Below are 25,319 nucleotides of genomic sequence, written 5' to 3'. Positions count from 1 at the left end.
CTTACTTGCCAGTATTCCATAAACATCCTATAACTTTCGAGGCAAATTATATACACAAAAATTTGTGCTCATTTTTTTTCAATCAATTAAGAAAGCAGCAGAAAAAGATCTTTCTTCGTTAATTCAATTACCTTTTCAATTGCATGGCCATAATTTGTAGAAATTTCACGGCCGTAATCGTCAAAGAAACAATCACAACAGCCTAAATATTCATCTAATATCAGTGGTCGAAGCTTAATCATTGTTAATTCTTTACCAAGGTGTAATCAGATCTAAATTTCGCCCATTTGCGGCGATTTCAGTTAAGTCCACCATTGTCCCCTACATCTATTTTCGAAAACAGATAACGAGGCTTTCAGCCAGCCGGTTTAAATACAGACCATATTGATTTGCCTTCTCTTACTATTAATTCGGTTAATGAAGTTTTCAGAAAATCAGATAACAGCCACAGAGTCATGATTAAAAAACTGACCTCATTGATTTATTAACTACCTGAAGAGCTTATCCGCGCCACTAGCTTAGTGATTAACCCATTCGCACTTAGCCCATGAGCAAGAATGCTCAGTATCACAGTACACGCCACGGTCATCGCGAGTATGTTACCACCGGGCAGCTGCTCTTTTATTACAATCAAGGCAAAAACAATACTGGCTAAGCCACGTGGGCCGAACCACCCTATAAAGAGTTTTTCATCTGTTCGAAGTTTTTGCCCCGTTAACACCAGAAAGACTGGTAGCATTCTGATAAGCGTAAGGCTCAATACAGAATAGAGTATAATGTTCCAACTAAATGACTCTATTGACGGCCCGATAACCAAAGCACCAAAAACGACCCAGGTTATCAACGCTAATGTATCGCCCATTCCCTCGGCAGCCACCAGCAGCTTATGCTTATGATCTTTTGCAATAGAGCCAAATACCAACCCGCCAATGAAACTCGCAATAAAGCCACTGCCTCCAACCCATTGAGCGACGCTGAAACACGCGAGTGCCATAGTCAGAACAGGTAGCTGTTGCCATGTTTCAGTCACCCAGTCACGTTTCATACAAAAATGAAGAAGATGACCCCCACAAAACGCAAACCCACCCCCTACAATAACAGCAATGCCAATCTCTTTTGTGAGTAAAGTCAGCGCTAACAGGGTTGTACTCTCTTGACCATACTTTCCAGTTAGCAGCGCCAGTAAAATAAAAATAATCGGCACACAAATACCATCATTTAATCCGCTTTCAACGTTCAGCCCTTCACGGATATTAGCAGGCACATTCTCATTGGTGACCACCGCTTTACCTAATGCAGCATCAGTCGGCGCAAGCATTGTCGCAAGCAGAGCAACTTCTAATAACGCCAATTGGTCAAATATCAAAACGCCTAAACCGTAACCCAGTAAAATCGTCATGGGTAAACCAATCAACAATAAACGTCGGGGGATACCAATATTACGTTTTAATACACCCAAATTTGCATTCGAGGCATCTGTAAACAACAAAATAGCCAGTGTCAGCTCGGCCAGTGTACCTAGAATTTCTGTTTCGACACCGACGCCGATCAAGCCTAAACCAAGCGGGCCGAATAAAAGCCCAAATGCTGTAAATACAATGGCACCACTGGTAGACGTTTTCTCTAACCCTGCACTTGCAATGCTATAAAAAAACACAAAAATTGCAAAAATTGATAATGTTGCGTACATACGACTCCTTATTTAATAATCACTGTAAGCACTATCTCGGTAGAGCAACGAAAAATAATAGTTAGCCAGCAGTGGTCCGGCACAACATCACTGTATCCTCGGGTAGTAAAGTGTATAGGAAGCACAAAATAGGTTGGTTTGAACAGGGCATAACTTTATAAGGTATACCCAAGCTACCTCAATATGCTGATTCCTGCATCTTGAGGTGGTTTGGGTATATTTCCGAGCAGTCCGAATGACTCTGCTCGGAAATGAAAAAAGCAATGTATCCAACCCTTTTATTAATCAAGCAACTAAAAACCAGCTCAAATTAATTGACAGTCAAAATTAAAGCCCTCATGGTGTAGAGGTAAAAACAGTCGAATTTTTACTTTTTATTTTTTATCTGCCAAAACATCAAAAACGCTGTCTAAAACATTTGAATAATCCTGTACGGAGAAGGGCTCCAGCTTGAGGCCTATACTGCCGATACGAACCCATATTTTAACAATCTGAAATATCCCCCCCTCTTTATCAGCCACAGTTTCTACATTTTCGGCAAACAGAACATCTTCGTTTTTAAATTCAAGCAACTCGCCATGACTTGATAAGGGATTAATGCGCAAAAAAACTTTACCGGGATCAGATGCACTTAGTCTGGGCTCACCAATATAGGGTACAGCCTCCCCTAACAAACGGTTTCTATCTGAATACTTTTCAAGTGCATGTTCACTGGTAATCGCTTCAATAATCTTGGATATCATAACAATCCCCTTTTTGCGTCGCTTATTGTAAAAGTTAATGCCGCGTTCACTGGCGGGTAAGTTGGTGCTATTTTTGCTGCTTTTTCGTTTAGAAAAAACCGCGACAACCGTATCGAGTGCGCGAGCAGCAACTTAAAGGGCAACATATTGTGCTGTTTTAGTAAGTAATAAATGTGGATAGTTAGATCCAACTTCTCATTATCATCTACGACTACAGCAAAGCGATGAATGCTTTTACCTTTAAAGAATTATTTTTAACTGGTTTGAATTTTTATAATACAAACAAACCTTACATCCTTACCTTTTTTTTATCAAATGGTTACATTTCATAATAGGATTTGGCTGTTATAAAAAGACGGAAATTTTCCTATTTGCAGTAAAAGCACAGAATATAAGGGGAACTGAGCAAATTCGCAGACAGGCTCTGTGAGTTATGCGCCAGCAAAGTGTCACCTATGAACTTGACTGTACAAAAGCCTACCTTGAAAAGGTCAGCAGAAAGGCTAGAAGTTTTAAGCTAAATTAATCAAATAAAAAAAGGCGCTTAAAAAGCGCCCTTTGCCGTATTATTCAAAGTTCAATTTACTATTTACGTTTTACCGCTTTCGCATTCGGCATATCGGTAATTGAACCCTCATAAATTTCAGCCGCTAAACCAACTGATTCATGTAGTGTTGGATGCGCATGAATGGTTAATGCGATATCTTCTGCATCACAGCCCATCTCAATCGCCAGACCGATTTCACCTAATAGTTCACCTGCATTAGTACCCACTACGGCGCCACCAATTACGCGATCCGTCTCCTTATCAAAGATAAGCTTAGTCATACCCTCACTGCAATCAGATGCAATGGCACGACCGGAAGCAGCCCATGGGAAAACAGCTTTTTCATAGTTAATCCCCTGCTCTTTCGCTTCTTTTTCAGTCATCCCCACCCAAGCCATTTCCGGCTCAGTGTAAGCGATTGAAGGGATGGTTTTAGGATCAAAATAATGTTTTTTACCCGCAATAACTTCCGCAGCCACATGTCCTTCATGCACACCTTTATGTGCAAGCATAGGCTGACCGACGATATCGCCGATCGCATAAATATGCGGCACATTAGTCAGCATCTGTTTATCAACCTCAATAAAACCGCGCTCAGTAACAGTAATCCCGGCTTTTTCCGCATCAAACAAAAGACCATTTGGTACACGGCCAACAGCGACTAATACCGCATCATAAGGTTTCGGTTGGGCTGGTGCATTTTGACCTTCAAAAGAGACATAAAGCGCATCCTCTTTTGCTTCAACTGCGGTCACTTTAGTGGACAACATAATGTTGAATTTATTCTTCACTTTCTTAGTGTAAACCTGCACTATATCTATATCGGCAGCAGGTACCAGCTGGTCTGCAAATTCAACCACATCAACTTCTGAGCCTAATGATTTATACACGGTTCCCATTTCCAGTCCGATAATACCACCACCTAAAATAAGCAGACGTTTCGGCACGCAACGCAATTCAAGCGCATCAGTTGAATCCCATACACGATGATCATCATGCGGGATAAAGGGTAATTTAACCGGGCGCGAGCCCGCGGCAATAATGGCATTGTCAAAGCTAACAGTGGTTTTTTCATCGCCACCCTCGACCTCAATCGTATTAGCACCCGTGAATTTACCGAATCCATTCACTACGGTCACTTTACGCATCGATGCCATCCCTTTCAGGCCGCCAGTTAACTGCGAAACAACTTTATCCTTCCAGAGACGAATTTTATCGACATCCGTTGATGGCTCACCAAATAAAACACCGTGTTCAGCTAACGCTTTTGCTTCTTCTATTACTTTTGAAACATGTAGCAGTGCTTTTGATGGAATACATCCCACATTTAAACAAACACCGCCTAGCGTGCTGTATTTTTCTATTAATACTGTTTCTAAACCTAAATCAGCCGCGCGGAATGCTGCTGAGTATCCAGCAGGGCCTGAGCCTAATACCACAACTTGTGCTTTAATTTCTTTATTCATGTTGACCTCTATATTTTAGCCGTTACGCCAGAAAAACGGTTGAAGTTTTTCGAGTCTATTTTATTGATAAATAAATGCAAAACAAAGGGTCGACAAATGCCGACCTGTTAACACAATTATAAAATCAGCGTACGCAAATCAGATAGATAATTATTGATAGTAGTGATGAAACGAGCCCCCTCTGCACCATCAATAACACGGTGATCATAGGAAAGCGCTAGCGGAACCATTAGGCGGGGCTGGAACTCTTTGCCATTCCATAATGGTTTCATCGCAGACTTAGAGACGCCTAATATAGCCACTTCAGGTGCATTTACGATAGGGGTAAACTGTGTACCGCCGATACCACCAAGACTGGAGATAGTCATGCTACCGCCCTGCATATCTTTAGCCGTCAATTTACCCGCACGTGCTTTTTTAGATATTTCACCAATTTCACGCGAGATATCGTAGATCCCTTTATTTAATACATCCTTAACAACAGGCACAACCAGACCGTTCGGTGTATCTACCGCAATACCGACATTGATATATTTTTTCAGGATCAAACTTTCGCCATCATCTGATAGTGAAGAGTTGAAATTAGGATATTGTTGCAGTGCTTTAGCGACCGCTTTCATCATAAAGACTAACGGGCTAATTTTCAGACCTAAATCCTGCTTAACCGCAATTGCGTTCTGTTCTTTACGGAACGCTTCAAGTTCAGTGATATCCACTTCATCAAATTGTGTAACATGCGGTATGGTTACCCAGTTACGGTGCAGAGTAGGACCTGATATTTTTTGGATACGCGAAAGCGGCTTAACTTCAACTTCACCAAATTTAGCGAAATCAACTTTAGGAGAAGCCAGCACTTGTAAGCCGCCGCCACCGCCACCAGATTTAGCCAACAATAACTGTGCTTTAACATAAGTCTGTACATCTTCTTTCGTGGTACGACCTTTAATACCTGTTGCCGGTATAACGGCAAGATCCAGATTAAACTCACGCGCAGTTCGGCGCACCGAAGGCGATGCTTTGATTGAGCCGGCAATAGATACTTGTGAAGGGGATAGTTGCGCAGCTGGCGCAGCTTTTGCTGTTTCCACTACAGGAGCCGAGGCAGCTAGCGCAGCTTTTGGCGCTTCAACTACCGGCTCCGGCGCTGCTGCGCCCTGTACTTCAACCACTAAAATTAATGAACCTTCAGAAACTTTATCACCAGCAGCAACTTTAATTTCTTTCACTGTACCGGCAAATGGTGCAGGTACATCCATTGATGCTTTGTCACCTTCAACAGATAAAATATCCTGATCTTCAGTTATGCTATCGCCGACAGCAACCAATACCGCCGTCACTTCAACTTCGTCACCACCGATATCGGGCACAGATATCTCTTTTAATTGGCTAGTGGCAGCAGCAGCAGGCGTTTCAACCGCAGGAGCCGCTTCGGCAGCAGGCTCATCTGCAGCAGGCACATCTGCAGCAGGCGCATCCGCAGCAGAGCCTGCTACTTCAACGATCAATACAAGAGTACCTTCAGAAACACTGTCACCCACCTTTACTTTAATCTCTTTAACTGTGCCGGCAAGCGATGAGGGAACATCCATCGACGCTTTGTCACCTTCAATGGTTAATATATCTTGCTCTACAGCGATAGTGTCACCAACAGATACTAAAATATCAGTAATATCAGCCGCATCAGCACCAATATCAGGTAGTAAAAATTCTTTTAATTCAGACATAATGATTTTTCCTAATCAATAAAAGACGCTGTTATTGTTCAATAACAGCGAATTTAATTTACGCAAATAATGGGTTGGTTTTGTTTACATCGATAGCAAATTTAGCGATTGCTTGAGTGACGACGCTACGTTCGATATCACCACGCTTGGCAAGCTCAGCTAATGCCGCAACAACAACATAACCGGCATTAACTTCAAAGTGACGACGTAAATTTTCACGGCTGTCACTGCGACCGAAACCATCGGTACCAAGCACTTTATATGAATCACTCGGGATAAATGCACGTACTTGCTCAGCGTAGTTTTTCATGTAATCCGTTGCCGCAATGGTTGGCTCATCACCTAATACTTGAGTAATGTACGCCACCTTTTGCTCCGCTTCCGGGTTTAACATATTGTTTCGCTCTATATCCTGACCTTCACGCGTTAACTCATTAAATGAAGTCACCGAGAAAACGTCAGACGCTACATTATATTCTTCGCTTAGAATGACAGCCGCTCTACGCACTTCATTCATAATAGTACCTGAACTTAATAACTGTACCTTATTGCTACCAGCATGCGACTCAAGTTTGTAGATACCTTTACGAATACCCGCTTCAGCGCCTTCAGGCATTGCCGGCATAGCGTAGTTTTCATTCATGACCGTTAAGTAGTAGAAAACATTCTCCTGCTTCTCACCGTACATACGCTCAATACCATCTTGAATGATAACGGCCAGCTCGTAAACAAAGGTCGGATCATAAGAGATACAGTTAGGGATAGTATTTGCCTGAATGTGACTGTGACCATCTTCATGCTGTAAACCTTCACCATTTAGCGTAGTACGACCAGCAGTCGCACCGACTAAGAAACCACGAGCCTGTTGGTCACCCGCCATCCACGCCATATCACCAATACGTTGAAAACCAAACATAGAGTAGTAGATATAGAATGGAATCATCGGCAGATCATTAGTGCTGTAAGAGGTAGCAGCCGCCACCCAGGAAGACATTGAACCTAATTCATTGATCCCTTCCTGCAATACCTGACCCGATTTCGTTTCTTTGTAATAAGAAACGACGCCGCGATCTTCTGGTGTATATTCCTGACCATCGGGATTGTAGATACCGACTTGACGGAACAGACCTTCCATACCAAAAGTACGTCCTTCATCGGCAATGATGGGTACAATGTTTTTACCTATATTTTTGTCTTTTAATAGAAGGTTTAGAATACGCACGTAAGCCATGGTCGTTGAGATTTCACGTTTTTGCTCTTGTAAAAGCGGTGCAAATTTCTCCAGCGCTGGTACCGCAAGTGTTCCGGAAAACTTAGTGGAACGTTTCGGTGTGTAACCTAAGAGCGCTTCACGATGACCGTGTAAGTATTTGTATTCCTCCGATCCCTCTTCTAGTGTTAAGTACGGCAGTGTTGCCGCTTTCTCATCACTTAACAGGTCTTGCAGGCCTAAACGGTCACGTAAACTTTGAATATGTGATTCGTTCATTTTTTTCACGCCGTGAGCAATGTTTTTACCCTCAGCCGCTGCGCCCATACCGTAACCTTTAACGGTTTTAGCTAAGATAACCGTTGGTTTGCCTTTCGTATCCACAGCATTTTTAAATGCCGCATAGACTTTAGATGAATCATGCCCCCCCCGCTGCAGTGCGAAGATCTCTTGATCTGTCCATGTTGCCACTAATGCCGCTGTTTCGGGGTATTTACCAAAGAAATGTTCACGAACGTAAGCACCATCTTTTGATTTGAAGTTTTGATAATCACCATCAACAGTCTCTTCCATTAACTGCAATAGTCTACCCGATGCATCCTGCGCAAGCAGAGAATCCCAGTTGCCACCCCAGATAACTTTGACGACATTCCAGCCGGCACCATTAAACAGCCCTTCAAGCTCTTGAATAATGCTACCGTTACCCATTACCGGCCCATCTAAACGCTGTAAATTACAGTTAATTAAGAAACACAAGTTATCCAGTTTCTCACGCGCTGCAAATGATAAAGAACCACGCGATTCCGGCTCATCCATCTCACCGTCACCCAGGAAAGCATAAACGCGCTGATTAGAGGTTGGTTTTAAACCACGACCATCAAGATATTTTAAGAAACGTGCCTGGTATATAGAAGCGATTGGACCCAGTCCCATGGAAACAGTGGGGAACTGCCAAAATTCAGGTAATAGTTTCGGATGCGGATAGGAAGGTAACCCTTTACCATCAACTTCTTGACGGAAGTTATCAAGTTGCTCAGCGGTTAAACGACCTTCAAGAAATGCACGCGCATAGATACCTGGAGAGATATGACCCTGGTAATAAACTAAATCACCGCCATCGGTTTCATTCGCTGCACGAAAGAAATGGTTAAAACAGACTTCATAGAATGCCGCCGCTGACTGGTAAGAGGCCATGTGACCACCTAAATCCAGATCTTTTTTCGAGGCGCGCATCACTATCATGATCGCATTCCAACGGATAATAGAACGAATGCGACGTTCTATATCGAAATCCCCCGGATATGCCGGCTGTTTTGCCAACGGAATAGTATTAATATAACTTGTATTAATATCCGTTGGTAACTTAACACCCTCTATGCGGGCTTGTTCGGTTATTTTTTTAATGATGAACTGAGCACGTTCAGTCCCTTCATCTTCAAGAATTGTTGCCAGGGCATCAAGCCATTCTGACGTTTCTTGTGCATCAATATCATTTAGGATGTCAGTCATGACATTTTCCTTCTTATCACTAGAAAATCTTAACCCTAAGGTTAAGCGTTTTATGTATAACCATTTAGATTAACCATTACCTGTTTTACAACACGTTTTGGATAATGCCGTTTCGGCAATAAGTAATCTAAATAGTTACTTGATTGAGCTGTTTTTTAGTAAGTTAAAAACGCCCTAATGCGCGTTTAAATGAACTCTCTTCACGTAACATCACCAGACGTGTTTCTTCGATATAAATCAGATGTAGTGCAGATGCTTGCTGCGCGCTTGACGGCTGCTTAGAAAGGATAGCATCAAGCAGCTGCAGACGATGTTGATGAATTTTTTCGGCAACTTCGGGATAACCGTAAAGTTGTTGCACATTATCTGCAATATTTTTTTCCAGAAGGGGCTGAATACCGCGCGCTAAATGTAAAAAGACCACATTGTGAGAGGCCTCTATTACCGACAGATAAAACTGTGCAACGTGCTGAATCTCTTGTTCTATATCGCGGGCTTGACGGGATTTCTCGATCGCTGCAAAACTACTTTTTATTTTTTCAAAATCAGCAGATGTACCACGCAGCGCGGCGTAATACGCAGAAACACCTTCCAGTGCATAACGAAATTCAAGCAAGTCATATTGAGATTCGGGATGGGTATTTAACAGTTCAAATAGGGGGTCGGTCAACTGCTTACGCAACTTTTCTATTACGTAGGTTCCGCCGCCGTGACGACGCATCAGTAACCCTTTCGATTCTAAGCGCTGGATGGCTTCACGCAGTGAGGGACGGGAAACATCAAACTGAATAGCCAGCTCCCGTTCCGAAGGTAATTTTTCACCGAGCTCCAAAGAGCCATCTAGAATCATGCTTTCAAGACTATTTTCAATCATATCTGCAAGTTTGGGTTGTTTGATCTTTGCGTAACTCATAATGCCCTTAATAAACAGAAACTTTGTCGGCAAGCTCATTGGTATTACCATTTTACTTTTAGTCATGTAAATTAACAATTATTTTGCCATGCGTCTAGCGAATATTGATATAAATCAAAAAATATCACTATCTATTGAAAAACCTCACTACCTATTGAGAGAAAAGAGAGCATTTAATTTTGCAGCAGAAAAAAGGTAAGACCAATCCGCCTGACATGTTAATAAATTGTAAATGTACGCGTGCTTTAGTTCACAACTGGAATCACAACTTTATTACCGGATAGGCGGGTGCCATAAAGAAGGCATTATAAGTCTTCTAGCTAACATCCCACCGGCCCTAGTATGTTAAATATAACTATGATTTAATTAATGCATCATATCTATTTGAATTATCACAATGTTATTTCGTGTTATAGAAATTCTATTTCCTATGTTTGCAGTTGTCGTAGCCGGTTATATTTGCGCACGTCGAACTTCAATCAATATGGGCTCAATCAACAAACTGAATTTAGATTACTTTGCCCCGGCACTTGTTTTTGCTTCTCTGGTAAATATGCCGTTGGGAACAAAGCAGGTAAACCTAATTGCAGCGAGTCTTATTGCAGTCTTACTTCCCGGTTTACTAATGTGGATAATATGTCGCATTTATCGTTTGGATCTGAAGGTATGGATACCACCCCACATGTTTCGCAACAGCGGCAATTTGGCGATCCCTCTTTTTGTGTATACTTTTGGGGAGATGGTTAAGGGGAATGCCGTATTATTGATGGTGCTGTCAACTTGCGTACAGATGACCTTAGGGCTTTTTATCGTCAGCGGGGCAAATAAGCAGGGAATAAAACAATTACTAAAAATGCCGATCATATATGCAACTATGGTTGCATTAACACTGAATCTATCCGATCTGCATGTCTGGAAACCACTCTTGGAAGCAGCAAGCTTACTCGGTGAAAGCGCCATTCCATTAATGCTATTTTCTTTAGGCGCTCAGCTGATTTATCTAAATCGCTCGGGCTTAAAAATTGGCCTGATTAGCACAGTCACCTCGCTACTTACCGGCGCAATCTCTTTTGCCGTAATACTGTGGTTAATTCCGTTAGCACATATCGAGCTGCAAATGATGGTACTTTTTACCATGTTACCACCCGCTGTTATGAATTATTTATTTGCAGAGAGGTATAAACTTGATGGCCCTACCGTTGCCGCTATGGTGCTTTACGGCAACGTTTTATCCTTGTTTACCATGCCGATACTACTCTGGCTTGCATTAACAATACTGTGAGTTTTTTATAGACTTGCAATCAAGGACACGGCTTGCTTAGCGAGCTCAGTCACCTTCGCCCAATCACCTCTTTCAATAGCATCATGAGGTAGCATCCAGGAACCACCCACTGTTAACACACAATTTAGTGCCATATAGTCAGCAACATTGCTAGGACTTATTCCCCCCGTCGGGCAAAAACGCACCTGAGGTAACGGCCCTGCTATTGCCTTTAACGCAGCCGCGCCACCATTTGCCTCGGCCGGAAAAAATTTCAGATGATCATAACCTAATTCTAAGGCGGTAATAATCTCAGAAGGAGTTGAAACACCGGGAATCAAGGGTGCATAGCCCGTTTTGGCATGCTCTAATAATCGTTGGCTGTATCCGGGAGAGATAATAAATTTCGCCCCGGCTGCAACGGCAGCATCATATTGTTGCGCATTGATGATAGTGCCAGCCCCGATCATTGCCTCAGGCATCGCTGTCGCGATAGCTTTAATAGCCTCTAAAGCGACCGCTGTTCTTAAGGTCACCTCAAAAATGTTAATCCCCCCCGCCGCCAGCGCCCTGGCCATTGGCAGTGCATCTTCAATATTATTGATTACCATCACAGGTACAACTGGTGATTGAGCAAAAACCTGTGCAGGTGAGATAGTCCAATTCATGTTAACTCCTTATTGATTACTAGCATTGGTACAACAGGTGATTGAGCAAAAACCTCTGCAGCTGAGATAGTCCAATTCATGTTAACTCCTTATTGATTAAAATAGTCGCGCCTGTTTTGCGCTTGATACCAGGTTACGAAATAATGAGAACAGCTATCGGCCTGCGTAACATGCTCATGATCTAAATAAGATCAAACAAAGCACGGTTACTGAACTCTGTTTTAACACAAAGGCTGCCGTTATGGCGTGCACATCACGGTTTAATTGCCTGCAACGGAGAGATTAACAGAGCTAGGGCTTTAAAGCAGCAGTGCAGCACTTTTGTGCGCTGCTATAGCAAGGCATAAATGCACTTAAAAACCTTCTAAAACAGCCATTACCTATGGTTATAAGAAGTGAAACCGATACATAGTCCAGACAGCAACAACTGTTTTTAGCAAAAAAAACGGTGGCACAAGGCCACCGTAAAAAGGTTTAACAGAAACATTGAGGGAGCAAACTATTGCATGGAGAGAGACGCAATAATCATAGCCTTAGAACCAAGTTTCCATCTGCATTCCAACGATAAATTCACCACCGTCACCCATAGTGCTGGCATCATCCGCTACGCTCACTGAGTAGTTATCCAACGCTTCGCTCCAATCCACATATGAACCTGTTACGCGAATTTCAGGACGTTCAAAGAAACCGGCTGCGGTGTCTAATTTAAAGGTGGGTGCAACAGTAACTTTGTAATAACTGCCATCAGCCTGCGTTGTGCCGTTATCTAGATCCATATATTGTAATGAACCTTCGTAAACCATTTCAAAGTTTTGAGTAAGCTCTTGTGCCATACGTACATTGACTGTCGCCCATGTAAACTCATCACCCTCGACAAATCTATCTTGGCTATATTCAGCCAAAAGAGCAGGCGCGATACGCCAGTTATCCGCAAACTTAGTTACACCGTAACTAAATACGCGCACCGCGTTTGCATCTTTATAAAGCCCGCCATTTGAACCGATGCCTTTAAGCTCAGCCCCTAAACCATTACCAACTAACACCCCTGTTTTAGAGAAGCCGTCATTTAGACCGTAGAAACTGCTCGCATGGTAAGCCAGTAATGCATGGAAACCATTATCGGCACTATCTGCACTTCTCTCTTCATTATCAGCTGCTGTCATCGCGCTTAACATTAACTGCCACGGTCCCATATGGTTATTCATAGTGACAATATAGTTTTCAACATCGGTACCATCGCTGTCGATTGCGCCGAAATCACGCCCATAGAGTGAGACATCAGTTTTCCAATCATCACCAAGCTGAACATCATAAAGACCGATACCTGTTCCTGATAGGAAAACAATATCGCTGTCTACAAAATGAATATCGAAGTTATTTCTGTCAAAACGTTTACCCGCCCAGATAGACGCATTTTCAAATGCGCCTGTAAATGATGCTAAGTTGCCGAGTTCAGCATAAACCTGACGCACATTCAGTTGTGATTCTGAGCCAGTCCATTCATTACTGGTTTCAACACTGTCTGCCAACATGATCTTGTATTTTGACCAAGAGCCATCTTCATTGGTACTCTTATGCACCAAATTAGATTCAACATAGGTATCATCTTCAAGACCCAGACGACCAACGGCACCGCCGAGTGCACCTGCTGCTGTCATATACGGGCCAGTACCCGTTGCGCCGTTTAGATTATCATTCATTAACAAACCTGAACGTGCATACCCGTGAAATTCAAAACCAGAGGCTTTTTTATCGGCAGTAGTTGCCACCTGTTCCGCTTTTACCAAGCGTTCTTCTAATTTAGTGATTCTTTGCTCTAAATCAGTAACATCATCTTGTGCCCATACAGCGCATGAGCCGCTAACAGCAAAACCAACTGCTAGTGAGAGTAAGCTTTTTTTCATTATGTTTTTCATCGTTCCATTTCTCCTAATTACGAGGTATACCTGATTAAGTCAGGCGTTTTTTTTACTTCCAGTAAAAATTTTCAAACACATTAAAGTGAATAAAAAGACAGACTTACTCTCAAACATAGGTTTCAAATAAGCCTGCCATCTCTGCAGTTATTCTTGCGAATTAACAAAGGGTGATGCTGCTTTATGCAATAACCAACATGCGTCAAAATCGACCTGACCTGTTGAGCTTATTGCGGTTGCCTTTTCAGGGGTAAAAATACGCGCTGACATCACGGCCGCGCCATTATTGATAAACAGTTCCAGCGAGGAGTTATCCGACAATATATGTAACTGCACAGATTCAGACTCGAGAAGGGGCAATTCTCTAATAGTGTCACCCACACGCAACAGGGTATTGGCTCTGTCGAAATAGAGGGTTTTCGTTTCTTTATCTAAGCGGATTTCACAATACCCAGACTCAGACTGATGCAGACGCAATGAACTTCCCCACCCCATAGTGACTTTTAGCTCGAATGTTTTGCTTTGCAGGTCAAAAACGCTCTCACCTGCCGGTATATAAACAGCATCACCGCGCAGCGATTGCAGCTCCTTGAGAGGCTGCTGTATTAACTGACCGTTTTCATAAGATAACTGGCGAAGCGTTGTTAACTGATGGAGCCAGCCGTTATCTACGCTCGGATGATCAATTTCATCAGGCAATCCCATCCAGGCACACATGACGCGACGTCCGTCGACAGTTTGTAATGACTGCGGCGCATAAAAATCAAAACCATGATCCAGCGGCTGGCCATCACAGAGCTGTACTTTCCCGTCATTATCAATAGCAGCCTTAAAGATGCAGTTATGATGTTTAACCGTATGACTCGGATAAGGGGATGAAATACCCTGCGGGCAAATAACAATAAAATCCTGATTATTTAAGGTAAAGAAATCAGGGCATTCCCACATATAACCAAAATCACCTAATTCATCACCACACAAAGCAACAAAGGTCCATTTTTTGAGATCGTTTGACCTATAGATAGCTAAACGGCCAATTTCATCTTCACGCTGCGCGCCGAGTAACATTAACCAGTAATCATTGTGACGAATAACCTTAGGATCGCGGCAATGCGGCGTCACACCTGGCGGCAACTCGGTGATAACCGGCCCCTGTTTGGTAAAGTTAATCGCATCACTTGAGGTCGCTAAACATTGCGTCGTGTGTCTGTCTCGATTCTCACCAACACGCACATTTCCGGTATAGAAAAGCATAAGCTCTTCGCCCTGACTGACGGCATGACCGGAGAAAACACCATGACTGTCAAACCAATCTGAGGGCGTTAGGGAAAGCGATTGCCACTGCCAGTTCACTAAATCTTTGCTGGTCAGATGGGTCCAGTATTTATCTTTATGCTCACAGCCATAGGGATATAACTGGTAAAACAGATGGTACTGCCCCTGATGATAGATAAAACCATTCGGATCATTCAAAAGTCCCTGCGGCGGAGAGATATGCCAGTCGGGACGATGCGGGCAGTGAACAGGCTGAAGATAGTGCTGTGCATCTGCTAACTGCTGCTGCGCAATCAACTTTCCGGCTTGCAGCAACTGCTGCTTAAGCTCATCGGCAGGTGCAACAGCATCTTTACAATAGGTCACTTGCTGTAACGCTGAATCGTAACTGTTTTGCGCTGATTGAGTGGATAATAAACTGCAATCTCTGATTTCTATGATAATTCGGGTATCTGGGCTTAAAATGCGCACAACATTTTCAAGGCCACCACACTCATCAATAACGGATAATAACGACATACACCACCTTTTCTTTGGGAACGTTTGCAAAGATAGTTGTAAACATTTTATTTTGCAAGGAATAGACAAAGATGGTTGCGAAAAATAGGAGCGAGATCTCGTTTTATAGTTCAAGCACAGGTGAGGAAAGCACCCTGTTAAGGTGCGCTAGATAGTCGTTTTTAGCAGCTTTGGCGATCAATAATATCGAAACTAAGCACTAATTTACTGACCTCCGCATGCTTGTTCTGAATCAGATCAAGCAGCATGATTGCTGACTTTTTCCCTGATAATTCAAAGGCATAGTTAAATGTAGATAAACTAGGTGTACACACTTGGCCTAACTCATCATTACCCACGCCGAGCACTTTAATATCTTTTCCGGGTACTTTATTAAACTCAGTGATCGCTTTCATTGCACCGATTGCGATTCTATCCGTTGCGCAAAATAAACCATCTAGTTGCGGCCAGTCGAGTAGTAATTTTTTTGTCTGCTGGTAGCCTGATTCAATGGAAAACTCACCACGGCTGTGAAAAATAGGTAAGATCTGTTTGGCATGTTGTAATGACTGTTGCAGTCCCTGAAAACGATATTGATCAACCGCAATATCTTGACTATTTACCCCGATAAAACCAATATTTAACGCGCCAGACTCAATAAGTCGCATACCGGCACTAAAACCAACGCGCAGATCATCATGAATAACACTGGGAATATTAAACAGTGAACCATCCTGTCCAATTAAAACAATCGGTACAACAGAACGGCTAATGGCCTCAACCAAAGCCGTATCTAAATGGGTTGCATAAAGCAATATTCCTTCAACACGGCGTTGATTAAAACGCGTTATATACTCAATTTCTTTGCCGTTATCCTGATGGCTATTGGCCAGTAACAGATGCTTTCCGGCATCTTCAAACACCCCGCTCATCCCCTCCAACCCTTGCGATACAGCGTTTGATGATATTCTCGGCGCAATCACACCAATTAAACTGGTCTTTTGTGATTTCAGATCACGGGCAACTTGATTGGCCATATAACCGCATTCAGCAATCGCTTTTTGCACTTTTTCTTTGGTACTTGTTTTAACACCGTATTCATTATTAATAACACGAGATACCGTAGATTTTGAGACGCCAGCTAATTTTGCTACCGCATGCAGTCCTGACATAGTTTTATCCTATAATTTTAAATAGTTACGATGAATAATAACAAAAGCAATGAGAACCAACAAATTCAGACACGAATGTAATTGATACACAAAAAAAGATCGAAATCACATTTATTCGATAAACCGCTTGAAAAAAATACGGTATTGGCCAAGAATTAATCTTGCAAACGTTCCCGAAAGTTAATTAACCTGTTTATTAACTAATATATAAATGATAACACGGAGTAAGTTATGAATTATCCTAAAATCGCAGCCGAGCTGATAGAAATGCTCGGCGGCAAAAACAATATTAAAGCATTGGCGCATTGTGCTACCCGCTTGCGCCTGGCAATTGATGATGAATCGTTAATTGATGAACAAGGCATTGACTCACTGGAAGGTGTTAAAGGGCAATTTAAAGTTGCAGGTCAGTACCAAATCATTTTTGGCTCAGGCATAGTCAACCAAGTTTATGCGCAAATGGCAAAACTGACCGGTCTGGAAGAGATGAGCACCAAAGAGGTGGCTTCTGCGGGTGCCGAGAAACAAAATATTATCCAGCAGGCGGTTAAAGGTTTGTCAGATATATTTGTCCCAATTATCCCCGCTATTGTTGCCGGCGGTCTGTTAATGGGGATCTTTAATGTATTAGTTGCGCCCGGGTTATTTATTGACGGCAAATCACTGGTTGATGCAAATCCGGGTATTGCCGATCTTGCTGCTATGATCAACACTTTTGCAAACGCACCTTTTGTCTTCCTGCCTATACTTATTGCATTTTCTGCAAGCAAAAAATTTGGCGGGAACCCGTTCTTAGGCGCGGCGCTGGGCATGTTAATGGTTCATCCCGATCTGCTTAACGGCTGGGGGTTTGGCGGCGCAGTTGTTGCTGGTGATATCCCGGTTTGGAATATCCTTGGTTTGGAAATCCAAAAAGTGGGTTACCAGGGGTCTGTTCTCCCTGTATTAGTGGCGACGTTTATCTTGGCGAAGGTTGAAAATGGCTTACGCAGATTTATTCCTTCGGTATTGGATAACCTATTAACACCACTGCTTGCTCTGTTTATCACAGGCGTAATTACCTTTACCATAGTCGGTCCGTTCACGCGTGATCTCGGCTTCCTGTTAGGTGACGGCCTAAACTGGTTATACGATTCTGCAGGCTTCATCGGTGGCGCAGTGTTTGGTTTCATGTATGCACCTTTTGTAATAACCGGTATGCATCACAGCTTTATCGCCATTGAAATACAACTGCTTGCTGATGTTGCAGTGACTGGCGGTACCTTTATCTTCCCTATCGCTGCTATGTCAAATATTGCGCAAGGCGGCGCTGCATTAGCAGTCGGATTTACGACTAAGGATATCAAACTTAAAGGTATTGCAATCCCATCTGGTGTCACTGCGCTATTGGGTATTACTGAGCCTGCTATGTTTGGTGTGAACTTGAAACTTCGCTACCCGTTTATCGCGGCAATTTGTGCGGCAGCTGCTGCAAGTGCATTTATCACGCTGTTTAATGTGAAAGCGAGTGCATTAGGTGCTGCCGGTTTACCAGGTATCATCTCTATCCGGACGGGCGATGTTACCCCTTATGTGATTGGTATGGCGATTGCGTTTGCAACTGCATTTGCATTAACAATAGTGCTGGGTGCACGCGCTAAAGCAAAAAGTGAAAAACAAGCTAAAGCGATGCAACAAGCGACTGCATAATCGTCATTCGTTACTCATTGAAAAAACCAGTCACTAGCGACTGGTTTTTTTACAAAAATAAAGGAGTTGTTATGAATAGAGTTTGGGTTAGCGGTGATGCCGTTGTAGATTTAATTCCAGATAGCACAACGAGCTACCTGAAATGTCCGGGCGGCGCCCCAGCGAATGTGGCGGTTGCCGTATCCCGTTTAGGTGGCGACAGTGCGTTTTTTGGCCGTGTTGGAGACGATCCATTCGGACGATTTATGCAAGAGACGCTCTGCAGCGAAGGCGTCAATACTGATTTTATGGTAATTGATCAAGCGCAGCGTACCTCCACAGTGGTAGTCGATTTAGATGACAGCGGTGAGCGCAGTTTCACCTTTATGGTAAAACCCAGTGCGGATCAGTTTATGCAGCCGTCTGATATTCCCCTATTTTCAGAAAATCAGTGGTTACATATTTGCTCTATTGCACTGGCGAATGAGCCCAGCCGCAGCAGTACGTTTCTAGCCATGCGCCAGATTAAAGACGCAGGTGGATTTATCAGTTTTGATCCCAACTTGCGTGATGATGTATGGGCAGATCAAAGTGAAATCAGAGCGGTTGTATTAGATGCAGTTGCCATGGCGGATGTGGTTAAATTTTCCGATGATGAGTTACTGTTTTTAACCAAAACGAATAGCCTAGAAGCGGGATTGGCTGCAATTAAAAAGTATCACAATAAGTTAGTTTTAATTACGCAGGGGGCAAAAGGCGCACTGCTCATTACCGAAAATAATCAGGAGCTGATTGCAGGTAAAGCAGTAAAACCTGTTGATACTACGGGTGCAGGTGACGCATTTGTGGGCGGACTTATCACCTATCTTGCACAAAGTGATTGCTGGAGTGATATTGAGCAGATTCGTGAAGCCGTTAAATGGGCAAACGGCTGCGGCGCATTAGCGACAACCCAGAAAGGGGCGATGACGGCGCTACCACTGCGCAACGAGCTTAAGCAATACCTGCTTAATTAGCATAAAAAAGTTTCACCCTATCAGGAGAATATATTGTGAGTGTAAAGAAAAGATTGGCAAGCCCAGAACGTTTAGTCAAGTGGATAAAGTATGTGCTTTATGCTCAAATATTCATTGCCGTTTTAGCGATTATATTGGGACTGATAGAGCGCCACTCATTATCTGCTTATCAGGACGGCATTTACAACTCCCTAGAAGAAGCCTTTAACGATGCACAGCTTGCCATTACTCTACTACAGGGAGTGGGTATACTCTCCTTAATTGCATTTATTGCCTCTGCGCTATTGATCCTGCCGTGGATCTATAGAGCCAATAAGAATGCCCACCAGCTTGGCGCGCAGAATATGAGTTATACGCCAGCCTGGTCGATAGCCTATTATGTTATTCCTATTTTTAATCTATGGAAGCCTTATCAGGCAATGAAAGAGATCTGGATGACCAGTAACAACCCCAGTAATTGGCGCGCAGGCAAAACGTCGCTCATTTTACCGATTTGGTGGGGATTATGGATCACCTCTAATCTATTGGGTCAGTCTGTTTTTCGTTTATCTGCAACGGCCGAATCACTGCCTGAACTATTTAATCTCAATCTACTCTCGCAACTTTCTAATATCTTGGATATTCCACTTGCGTTAGTAACACTGGCAATGATAACAACCATTCAGCGGATGCAATGCAGCCACCAATAGTGCCATAAAGGGCTATCAAAAATTGCCTTAAAAGAATAACGCGGAAAACTAGTCCGCTAATAACTGCAAATAATAATCCCAGTCAAAGCCGCTGCCGGGATCACTTTTTCGTCCCGGCGCAATATCGCTATGGCCAACAATACGCTCTTTAGTTATACCCGGATAACGTCCTTGCAGCTCTGCGGTCAGTGCCACCAGCGCCCTGTACTGCGCCTGCGTATAGGCTGTTCTGTCCGTCCCTTCAAGCTCTATACCAATCGAATAGTCGTTACACTGGGCAACGCCTGCAAAACTTGACGCGCCGGCATGCCAGGCGCGTTTTTCAAAAGAGACATATTGCTCAACGGCGCCATCGCGGCGAATAACGCTGTGCGCGGAAACTTCCAGCGCGGCTAAATCGGCAAAACTCGGGTGCGCCGTACAGTCTAAACAACCGCTAAAAAGCTGCTCAATAGCCTGGCCGCCATAATGGCCTTCCGGCAGGCTAATACAATGAATCACTAATAAAGTTACTGCACAGCCATCAGGCCGCTCATTAAAAAAAGGAGAGGCGATCTGTTTAGCGCCTTGATAAAAACCTAATTGATTGATCACTCACTGCCCTGCCAGGTAAAAATCACATAACGCTATCATAACGTAAAATAAGGGCGAAAAAAAAGGCGCTCAATGCGCCTTTCTCAATAACAGATAAATAGCTTGCGCTTATTCCCACTCAATGGTCGCAGGCGGTTTGCCTGACACATCGTAGACCACACGTGAGATACCATCTATTTCATTGATAATGCGGTTTGATACATGACCGATTAAATCGTACGGCAGATGTGACCAGCGCGCAGTCATAAAGTCGATCGTTTCAACACAGCGCAGTGAAACCACCCAATCATATTTACGGCAATCGCCCATAACACCCACAGAGCGTACCGGCAGGAAGACCACAAATGCCTGGCTGACTTTATGGTAAAGTTCCGCTTTATGCAGCTCTTCGATAAAGATTGCATCAGCGCGGCGCAGCAGGTCGCAATACTCTTTCTTCACTTCACCCAACACGCGCACACCTAGACCAGGTCCAGGGAACGGATGACGGTAAAGCATATTGTACGGCAGACCCAATTCTAAACCAATTTTGCGCACTTCATCTTTAAACAGTTCACGCAGTGGCTCAACCAGCCCCATCGCCATATCATCGGGTAATCCGCCAACATTATGGTGAGATTTAATAACATGCGCTTTACCCGTTTTAGAGGCTGCTGATTCGATAACATCCGGGTAGATAGTGCCTTGTGCCAGCCATTTTGCATTGGCTAATTTTTTTGATTCTTCATCAAAAATTTCCACAAATACACGGCCGATTATTTTACGTTTCGCTTCCGGATCACTTTCACCCGCCATCTGCTCTAAAAAGCGATGTTCAGCATTAACATGAATAATTTTTAAGCCGAAGTGATTGCCAAACATCTCCATAACCTGTTGCCCTTCGTTTAAACGAAGTAAACCGTTATCCACAAATACACAGGTAAGTTTGTCGCCAATCGCACGTTGTAGCAGCATAGCAACAACCGAGGAATCCACCCCGCCGGAAAGGCCTAAGATCACTTCATCATCACCGATCTTCTCTTTCATGCGCGCAATCGCATCTTCAATAATTGAAGCGGCCGTCCACAAGGTTTCACAATTACAGATATCAACAGCAAAATGACGTAACATGCGCTCGCCCTGACGAGTATGCGTTACCTCAGGGTGGAACTGTACGCCGTAAAAACGTTTCTCTTCATTGGCAATCGCAGCAAACTCACACGTTGCAGTATTAGCAACAGTAACAAAGCCCTCAGGGATGGCAGACACTTTATCGCCGTGGCTCATCCATACATCTAACAGTGCATTGCCGTTCTCTGCAACCGCATCTTCAATAGATTTGAATAGCTCAGACGCATTTTTAACTTCAATTTGCGCGTAGCCAAATTCGCCTTCACCTTCACCTTTAATAACCGTGCCGCCAAGTTGCTCAGACATGGTCTGCATACCGTAACAGATACCCAATACCGGCACGCCAGCAGTAAAAACATAGTCAGGCGCGCGTGGAGAGTCAGCGGCGATGACGCTTTCAGGACCACCGGCTAAAATAATACCGTTAGGGTTAAAATCCTTAATATCCTGCTCGTCAACATCCCAGCTCCAAAGCTCACAGTAAACACCTATTTCGCGGATACGACGCGCGATTAATTGTGTGTATTGAGAGCCAAAATCCAAAATAAGAATTCGCTGCTCATGAATGTTTTTACTCATTAAATAATCCTTTTTTATAAAGAATAAAAGAGGGCAATGCCCTCTTTTAAAATACCCTGTTTATTGGTTTATTATCTGGCGGTATAGTTAGGCGCTTCTTTTGTGATGGCAACATCATGCACGTGGCTTTCGCTCATACCCGCACTGGTTATTTTCACAAACATAGCTTTGGTATTCATCTCATGGATTGTTGCACAACCCGTTAACCCCATTGATGAACGCACGCCACCCATCTGCTGATGGATAATCTCTTTCACTTTGCCTTTATAAGCAACGCGCCCTTCAATACCTTCCGGTACGAGTTTATCTGCCGCGTTATCTGACTGAAAGTAACGATCTGATGAGCCTTCTGACATAGCGGCCAATGATCCCATGCCGCGGTAAGATTTGTATGAGCGGCCCTGGTATAAAATAATTTCCCCAGGCGACTCTTCAGTACCGGCGAACATGCTGCCCACCATGACACATGATGCGCCAGCAGCTAATGCTTTAGCGATATCACCCGAGAAACGAATACCGCCGTCGGCAATCACTGGAATCCCCGTACCTTCAAGTGCATCAACCGCATCAGAAATAGCTGTTATCTGCGGCACACCGACACCCGTCACGATACGTGTTGTACAGATGGAACCTGGGCCGACGCCGACTTTAACCGCACTACAACCGGCTTCTACCAGTGCTAATGCACCTGCCGCTGTGGCAACGTTACCACCGATAATTTGCAGTGTAGGATAGTTTGCACGGGTTGCTTTAATACGATCTAACACACCTTGAGAATGGCCGTGTGAAGAGTCGATTAACAGTACATCCACACCTGCGTCAACTAATGCAGCAATACGCTCTTCATTACCCGCACCCGCGCCAACAGCCGCGCCCACACGTAAACGACCAAATTCATCTTTACAGGCATTGGGTTTCTGCTCAGCTTTACGGAAATCTTTAACTGTGATCATGCCGCACAGTTTAAAGTTATCATCGGTTAATAATACTTTTTCAATACGGTGCTTGTGCATTAATGCTTCGACTTCATCACGCGGCGTATTTGATTTAGCTGTCACCAAATCATTTTTTCCGGTCATAACTGAAGAGACAGGTTTGTTTAGATCAATTTCAAACAATACGTCACGTCCGGTGATAATGCCCACTAATTCCCCCGTTTTTTCAACAACCGGGTAACCCGCAAAGCCATTATGCTCGGTTAATTCTTTGACTTGAGCCAATGTCGTACTAGGAGAAACAGTAACGGGTTTTGCAACCACACCATTTTCGTGAATTTTAACTAATCTCACCTGCTCTGCCTGCAGCGCAATGGACATGTTTTTATGAATAAAACCCATACCACCTTCCTGCGCTAAAGCGATCGCAAAACGCGCTTCAGTAACAGTGTCCATAGCTGCAGAAACAACTGGAATATTTAATGATATGGTTGGAGTCAATTGCGTTTTTAAGTCCGCAGTATTTGGAAGTACAGTCGAATGACTTGGCACTAATAATACATCATCAAATGTTAATGCATCTTTGGCAATTCGTAACATTGCAATATCTCACTTATAGTTGGGAGGGTTTTTCAATATACTCAAATTTCTGAGTATGATATTGCGCTGGGATTTTAATCGTTCTGTGAGCTAACTACAATTAAAAATTCACTTGTTAAGCAACTCTTTTTAACAATTTATAAATAATGTTAAGATTCAGCTCACTTTTCACGGCTAACAAATTGCGATAAACAATAATGATCTCACAAAATAAGAATATCTATAGTGTTAGCAGCCTTAACCGCGCAGCTAAATCACTATTAGAAACAGGTCTTGGCGTCATCTGGTTATCCGGTGAAATTTCCAACTTAACCATCGCCGTATCCGGACATTGGTATTTCACCCTCAAAGATCACAGCGCCCAAGTGCGCTGCGCTATGTTTAAAGGCAATAATAGGCGCAGCGGTTTCACCCCCAAACATGGCCAACAGGTCCTAGTGCGCGGCAAACTAAGCCTTTATGAGGCGCGCGGTGACTATCAGCTGATTGTGGAAAGTATGTCCCCCGAAGGTGACGGTTTATTAAAACAGCAGTTTGAAGAGCTAAAATGCGAACTGGCCGCACAAGGCTTGTTTGCACCGAGCAATAAAAAGCCCTTACCGCAAATTATTAAGCGTGTCGGTATTATCACATCATCGACGGGTGCCGCACTGCACGATATTTTAAGTGTATTAAAACGCCGCGATCCGCGTCTGCAGGTGATTATCTACCCAAGCCAAGTGCAAGGAGCTGGCAGCGCCGCATCGGTCGCCGCGCAAATCCAGTTAGCCAATGCACGTAATGAGTGTGATTTGCTGATTGTAGGACGCGGTGGCGGCTCTCTGGAGGATCTCTGGTGCTTTAATGAAGCAGTGGTCGCTTATGCTATTTTCAACAGTCAGTTACCCATTATCAGTGCGGTCGGACATGAAATAGATGTAACCATCAGCGACTTTGTTGCCGATCTTCGTGCGGCAACGCCTTCCGCCGCCGCAGAACTGGTCAGTCAAAACAAAGTGTTTGTGGAAACGCAGTTACAGACCCTGCTAACACGTTTAAAAAGCGCCATGTCAGGCCGTCTGCAATTAAAGGTACATCAGCAGAATTTATTAAAACAGAAATTACTGCAGCACGATCCTAAACATAAATTACAGCAGCAAAGCATGCAGCTCGATGAGTTATCGCGGCGTCTGCTCCATGGGATGAGCAGAATACTCGATGAACAGACACACAAACAGCAACAGCTACAAAACAGGTTATTACAGTTTAGCCCGGAGCAGACAGTTAACATTGCTCTGCAAAAACAACAACAGCTTAAAACCCGTTTACAAACAGCAATGTTAAGCAAACTCAAGCAGAGTGAAAGCGATTTACAGAGCAACATAGCACAATTAAATACGGTTAGTCCGCTGGCCACACTGGCACGCGGTTATGCTATTGTTAAAGATAAAAAAGGCAAGGTCACCACAGATGCCGCGGCACTCGCGGTGGGAGATAAAATAAACGTGCGTTTGCATAAAGGTGAGATTAAGGCGCAGGTGTTGGAGAGTTAACAGC

Annotated in this window: 19 protein-coding genes; 5 read left to right on the top strand and 14 right to left on the bottom strand. The window is 43.6% G+C overall.

Features of this window, described 5'->3' with window-relative positions:
• Nucleotides 1-86: 86 nt before the first annotated feature.
• The 7 genes from ACJAT7_RS04480 to pdhR all read right to left on the bottom strand — a co-directional run bounded on the left by ACJAT7_RS04480 (nt 87) and on the right by pdhR (nt 9,802).
• Nucleotides 87-242, bottom strand: coding sequence for a hypothetical protein (locus ACJAT7_RS04480; protein ID WP_415225600.1), 156 nt, complete (start codon nt 240-242; stop codon nt 87-89).
• 242 nt (nt 243-484) lie between these two features.
• Nucleotides 485-1,690, bottom strand: coding sequence for a cation:proton antiporter (locus tag ACJAT7_RS04475; protein WP_415225599.1), 1,206 nt, complete (start codon nt 1,688-1,690; stop codon nt 485-487).
• A 374-nt stretch (nt 1,691-2,064) separates the two neighbouring features.
• Nucleotides 2,065-2,433, bottom strand: a complete 369-nt coding sequence (locus ACJAT7_RS04470) for a hypothetical protein (protein ID WP_415225598.1) — start codon at nt 2,431-2,433, stop codon at nt 2,065-2,067.
• Nucleotides 2,434-3,018: 585 nt separating this feature from the next.
• Nucleotides 3,019-4,446 carry a dihydrolipoyl dehydrogenase gene (lpdA, locus tag ACJAT7_RS04465; RefSeq protein WP_415225597.1) on the bottom strand — a complete coding sequence of 476 codons (1,428 nt, stop codon included), beginning with the start codon at nt 4,444-4,446 and terminating at the stop codon, nt 3,019-3,021.
• Nucleotides 4,447-4,562: 116 nt separating this feature from the next.
• On the bottom strand, nt 4,563-6,170 hold the full coding sequence (gene aceF, locus ACJAT7_RS04460; protein WP_415225596.1) for a dihydrolipoyllysine-residue acetyltransferase: 1,608 nt from the start codon (nt 6,168-6,170) through the stop codon (nt 4,563-4,565).
• A 58-nt stretch (nt 6,171-6,228) separates the two neighbouring features.
• On the bottom strand, nt 6,229-8,889 hold the full coding sequence (gene aceE / locus ACJAT7_RS04455) for a pyruvate dehydrogenase (acetyl-transferring), homodimeric type (RefSeq protein WP_415225595.1): 2,661 nt from the start codon (nt 8,887-8,889) through the stop codon (nt 6,229-6,231).
• Between the two features lie 163 nt (nt 8,890-9,052).
• Nucleotides 9,053-9,802 carry a pyruvate dehydrogenase complex transcriptional repressor PdhR gene (pdhR, locus tag ACJAT7_RS04450; protein ID WP_415225601.1) on the bottom strand — a complete coding sequence of 250 codons (750 nt, stop codon included), beginning with the start codon at nt 9,800-9,802 and terminating at the stop codon, nt 9,053-9,055.
• Nucleotides 9,803-10,199: 397 nt separating this feature from the next.
• On the opposite strand from pdhR, the gene ACJAT7_RS04445 reads away from it, so the two are divergent.
• The gene (locus tag ACJAT7_RS04445; protein WP_415225594.1) at nt 10,200-11,084 is read left to right on the top strand and encodes an AEC family transporter; all 885 of its coding nucleotides are present in this window, start codon (nt 10,200-10,202) and stop codon (nt 11,082-11,084) included.
• 5 nt (nt 11,085-11,089) lie between these two features.
• Here ACJAT7_RS04445 and ACJAT7_RS04440 read toward each other — a convergent pair whose 3' ends face one another.
• The 4 genes from ACJAT7_RS04440 to ACJAT7_RS04425 form a co-directional block, all read right to left on the bottom strand.
• Complete coding sequence (locus ACJAT7_RS04440; RefSeq protein WP_415225593.1) at nt 11,090-11,731, bottom strand: bifunctional 4-hydroxy-2-oxoglutarate aldolase/2-dehydro-3-deoxy-phosphogluconate aldolase; 642 nt, start codon at nt 11,729-11,731, stop codon at nt 11,090-11,092.
• A 533-nt stretch (nt 11,732-12,264) separates the two neighbouring features.
• On the bottom strand, nt 12,265-13,647 hold the full coding sequence (locus ACJAT7_RS04435) for a carbohydrate porin (protein ID WP_415225592.1): 1,383 nt from the start codon (nt 13,645-13,647) through the stop codon (nt 12,265-12,267).
• A 147-nt stretch (nt 13,648-13,794) separates the two neighbouring features.
• Nucleotides 13,795-15,441, bottom strand: a complete 1,647-nt coding sequence (locus ACJAT7_RS04430; protein WP_415225591.1) for a glycoside hydrolase family 32 protein — start codon at nt 15,439-15,441, stop codon at nt 13,795-13,797.
• Nucleotides 15,442-15,602: 161 nt separating this feature from the next.
• Nucleotides 15,603-16,592: a LacI family DNA-binding transcriptional regulator gene (locus tag ACJAT7_RS04425; RefSeq protein ID WP_415225590.1), complete on the bottom strand. Its 990-nt coding sequence runs from the start codon at nt 16,590-16,592 to the stop codon at nt 15,603-15,605.
• A gap of 231 nt (nt 16,593-16,823) precedes the next feature.
• Between ACJAT7_RS04425 and ACJAT7_RS04420 the strand changes: the two genes are divergently transcribed.
• The 3 genes from ACJAT7_RS04420 to ACJAT7_RS04410 all read left to right on the top strand — a co-directional run bounded on the left by ACJAT7_RS04420 (nt 16,824) and on the right by ACJAT7_RS04410 (nt 19,965).
• Entirely contained in the window at nt 16,824-18,281 is a 1,458-nt protein-coding gene (locus ACJAT7_RS04420) for a sucrose-specific PTS transporter subunit IIBC (protein ID WP_415225589.1), read from the top strand.
• 71 nt (nt 18,282-18,352) lie between these two features.
• Nucleotides 18,353-19,276 carry an aminoimidazole riboside kinase gene (locus ACJAT7_RS04415; protein ID WP_415225588.1) on the top strand — a complete coding sequence of 308 codons (924 nt, stop codon included), beginning with the start codon at nt 18,353-18,355 and terminating at the stop codon, nt 19,274-19,276.
• 35 nt (nt 19,277-19,311) lie between these two features.
• Nucleotides 19,312-19,965: a DUF4328 domain-containing protein gene (locus ACJAT7_RS04410; protein WP_415225587.1), complete on the top strand. Its 654-nt coding sequence runs from the start codon at nt 19,312-19,314 to the stop codon at nt 19,963-19,965.
• Between the two features lie 48 nt (nt 19,966-20,013).
• Here the strand turns inward: ACJAT7_RS04410 and ampD are convergent, their stop codons facing one another.
• From ampD to guaB, 3 genes are all read right to left on the bottom strand, one after another.
• A complete protein-coding gene (gene ampD / locus ACJAT7_RS04405; RefSeq protein ID WP_415225586.1) occupies nt 20,014-20,559 on the bottom strand; it encodes a 1,6-anhydro-N-acetylmuramyl-L-alanine amidase AmpD in 546 nt (181 codons plus the stop codon).
• A gap of 108 nt (nt 20,560-20,667) precedes the next feature.
• Nucleotides 20,668-22,248, bottom strand: a complete 1,581-nt coding sequence (gene guaA, locus ACJAT7_RS04400; protein ID WP_415225585.1) for a glutamine-hydrolyzing GMP synthase — start codon at nt 22,246-22,248, stop codon at nt 20,668-20,670.
• A gap of 71 nt (nt 22,249-22,319) precedes the next feature.
• On the bottom strand, nt 22,320-23,783 hold the full coding sequence (gene guaB / locus ACJAT7_RS04395) for an IMP dehydrogenase (protein ID WP_415225584.1): 1,464 nt from the start codon (nt 23,781-23,783) through the stop codon (nt 22,320-22,322).
• 197 nt (nt 23,784-23,980) lie between these two features.
• Between guaB and xseA the strand changes: the two genes are divergently transcribed.
• Nucleotides 23,981-25,315: an exodeoxyribonuclease VII large subunit gene (gene xseA, locus ACJAT7_RS04390; RefSeq protein ID WP_415225583.1), complete on the top strand. Its 1,335-nt coding sequence runs from the start codon at nt 23,981-23,983 to the stop codon at nt 25,313-25,315.
• The last annotated feature ends 4 nt before the right edge of the window (nt 25,316-25,319 follow it).

The sequence above is a fragment of the Psychromonas sp. genome, from assembly GCF_047632995.1.
GTDB lineage: Bacteria > Pseudomonadota > Gammaproteobacteria > Enterobacterales > Psychromonadaceae > Psychromonas.
The sequence above is the reverse complement of the archived record's forward strand: the minus strand, read 5'-3'. Positions and strand labels throughout refer to the sequence as shown.

Excerpts from the sequence above, each read along its gene's own strand:
- ACJAT7_RS04480 (WP_415225600.1), bottom strand. The coding sequence starts at position 242 with ATGATTAAGCTTCGACCACTGATATTAGATGAATATTTAGGCTGTTGT.
- ACJAT7_RS04475 (WP_415225599.1), bottom strand. The coding sequence starts at position 1,690 with ATGTACGCAACATTATCAATTTTTGCAATTTTTGTGTTTTTTTATAGC.
- ACJAT7_RS04470 (WP_415225598.1), bottom strand. The coding sequence starts at position 2,433 with ATGATATCCAAGATTATTGAAGCGATTACCAGTGAACATGCACTTGAA.
- lpdA (WP_415225597.1), bottom strand. The coding sequence starts at position 4,446 with ATGAATAAAGAAATTAAAGCACAAGTTGTGGTATTAGGCTCAGGCCCT.
- aceF (WP_415225596.1), bottom strand. The coding sequence starts at position 6,170 with ATGTCTGAATTAAAAGAATTTTTACTACCTGATATTGGTGCTGATGCG.
- aceE (WP_415225595.1), bottom strand. The coding sequence starts at position 8,889 with ATGACTGACATCCTAAATGATATTGATGCACAAGAAACGTCAGAATGG.
- pdhR (WP_415225601.1), bottom strand. The coding sequence starts at position 9,802 with ATGAGTTACGCAAAGATCAAACAACCCAAACTTGCAGATATGATTGAA.
- ACJAT7_RS04445 (WP_415225594.1), top strand. The coding sequence starts at position 10,200 with ATGTTATTTCGTGTTATAGAAATTCTATTTCCTATGTTTGCAGTTGTC.
- ACJAT7_RS04440 (WP_415225593.1), bottom strand. The coding sequence starts at position 11,731 with ATGAATTGGACTATCTCACCTGCACAGGTTTTTGCTCAATCACCAGTT.
- ACJAT7_RS04435 (WP_415225592.1), bottom strand. The coding sequence starts at position 13,647 with ATGAAAAACATAATGAAAAAAAGCTTACTCTCACTAGCAGTTGGTTTT.
- ACJAT7_RS04430 (WP_415225591.1), bottom strand. The coding sequence starts at position 15,441 with ATGTCGTTATTATCCGTTATTGATGAGTGTGGTGGCCTTGAAAATGTT.
- ACJAT7_RS04425 (WP_415225590.1), bottom strand. The coding sequence starts at position 16,592 with ATGTCAGGACTGCATGCGGTAGCAAAATTAGCTGGCGTCTCAAAATCT.
- ACJAT7_RS04420 (WP_415225589.1), top strand. The coding sequence starts at position 16,824 with ATGAATTATCCTAAAATCGCAGCCGAGCTGATAGAAATGCTCGGCGGC.
- ACJAT7_RS04415 (WP_415225588.1), top strand. The coding sequence starts at position 18,353 with ATGAATAGAGTTTGGGTTAGCGGTGATGCCGTTGTAGATTTAATTCCA.
- guaA (WP_415225585.1), bottom strand. The coding sequence starts at position 22,248 with ATGAGTAAAAACATTCATGAGCAGCGAATTCTTATTTTGGATTTTGGC.
- guaB (WP_415225584.1), bottom strand. The coding sequence starts at position 23,783 with ATGTTACGAATTGCCAAAGATGCATTAACATTTGATGATGTATTATTA.
- xseA (WP_415225583.1), top strand. The coding sequence starts at position 23,981 with ATGATCTCACAAAATAAGAATATCTATAGTGTTAGCAGCCTTAACCGC.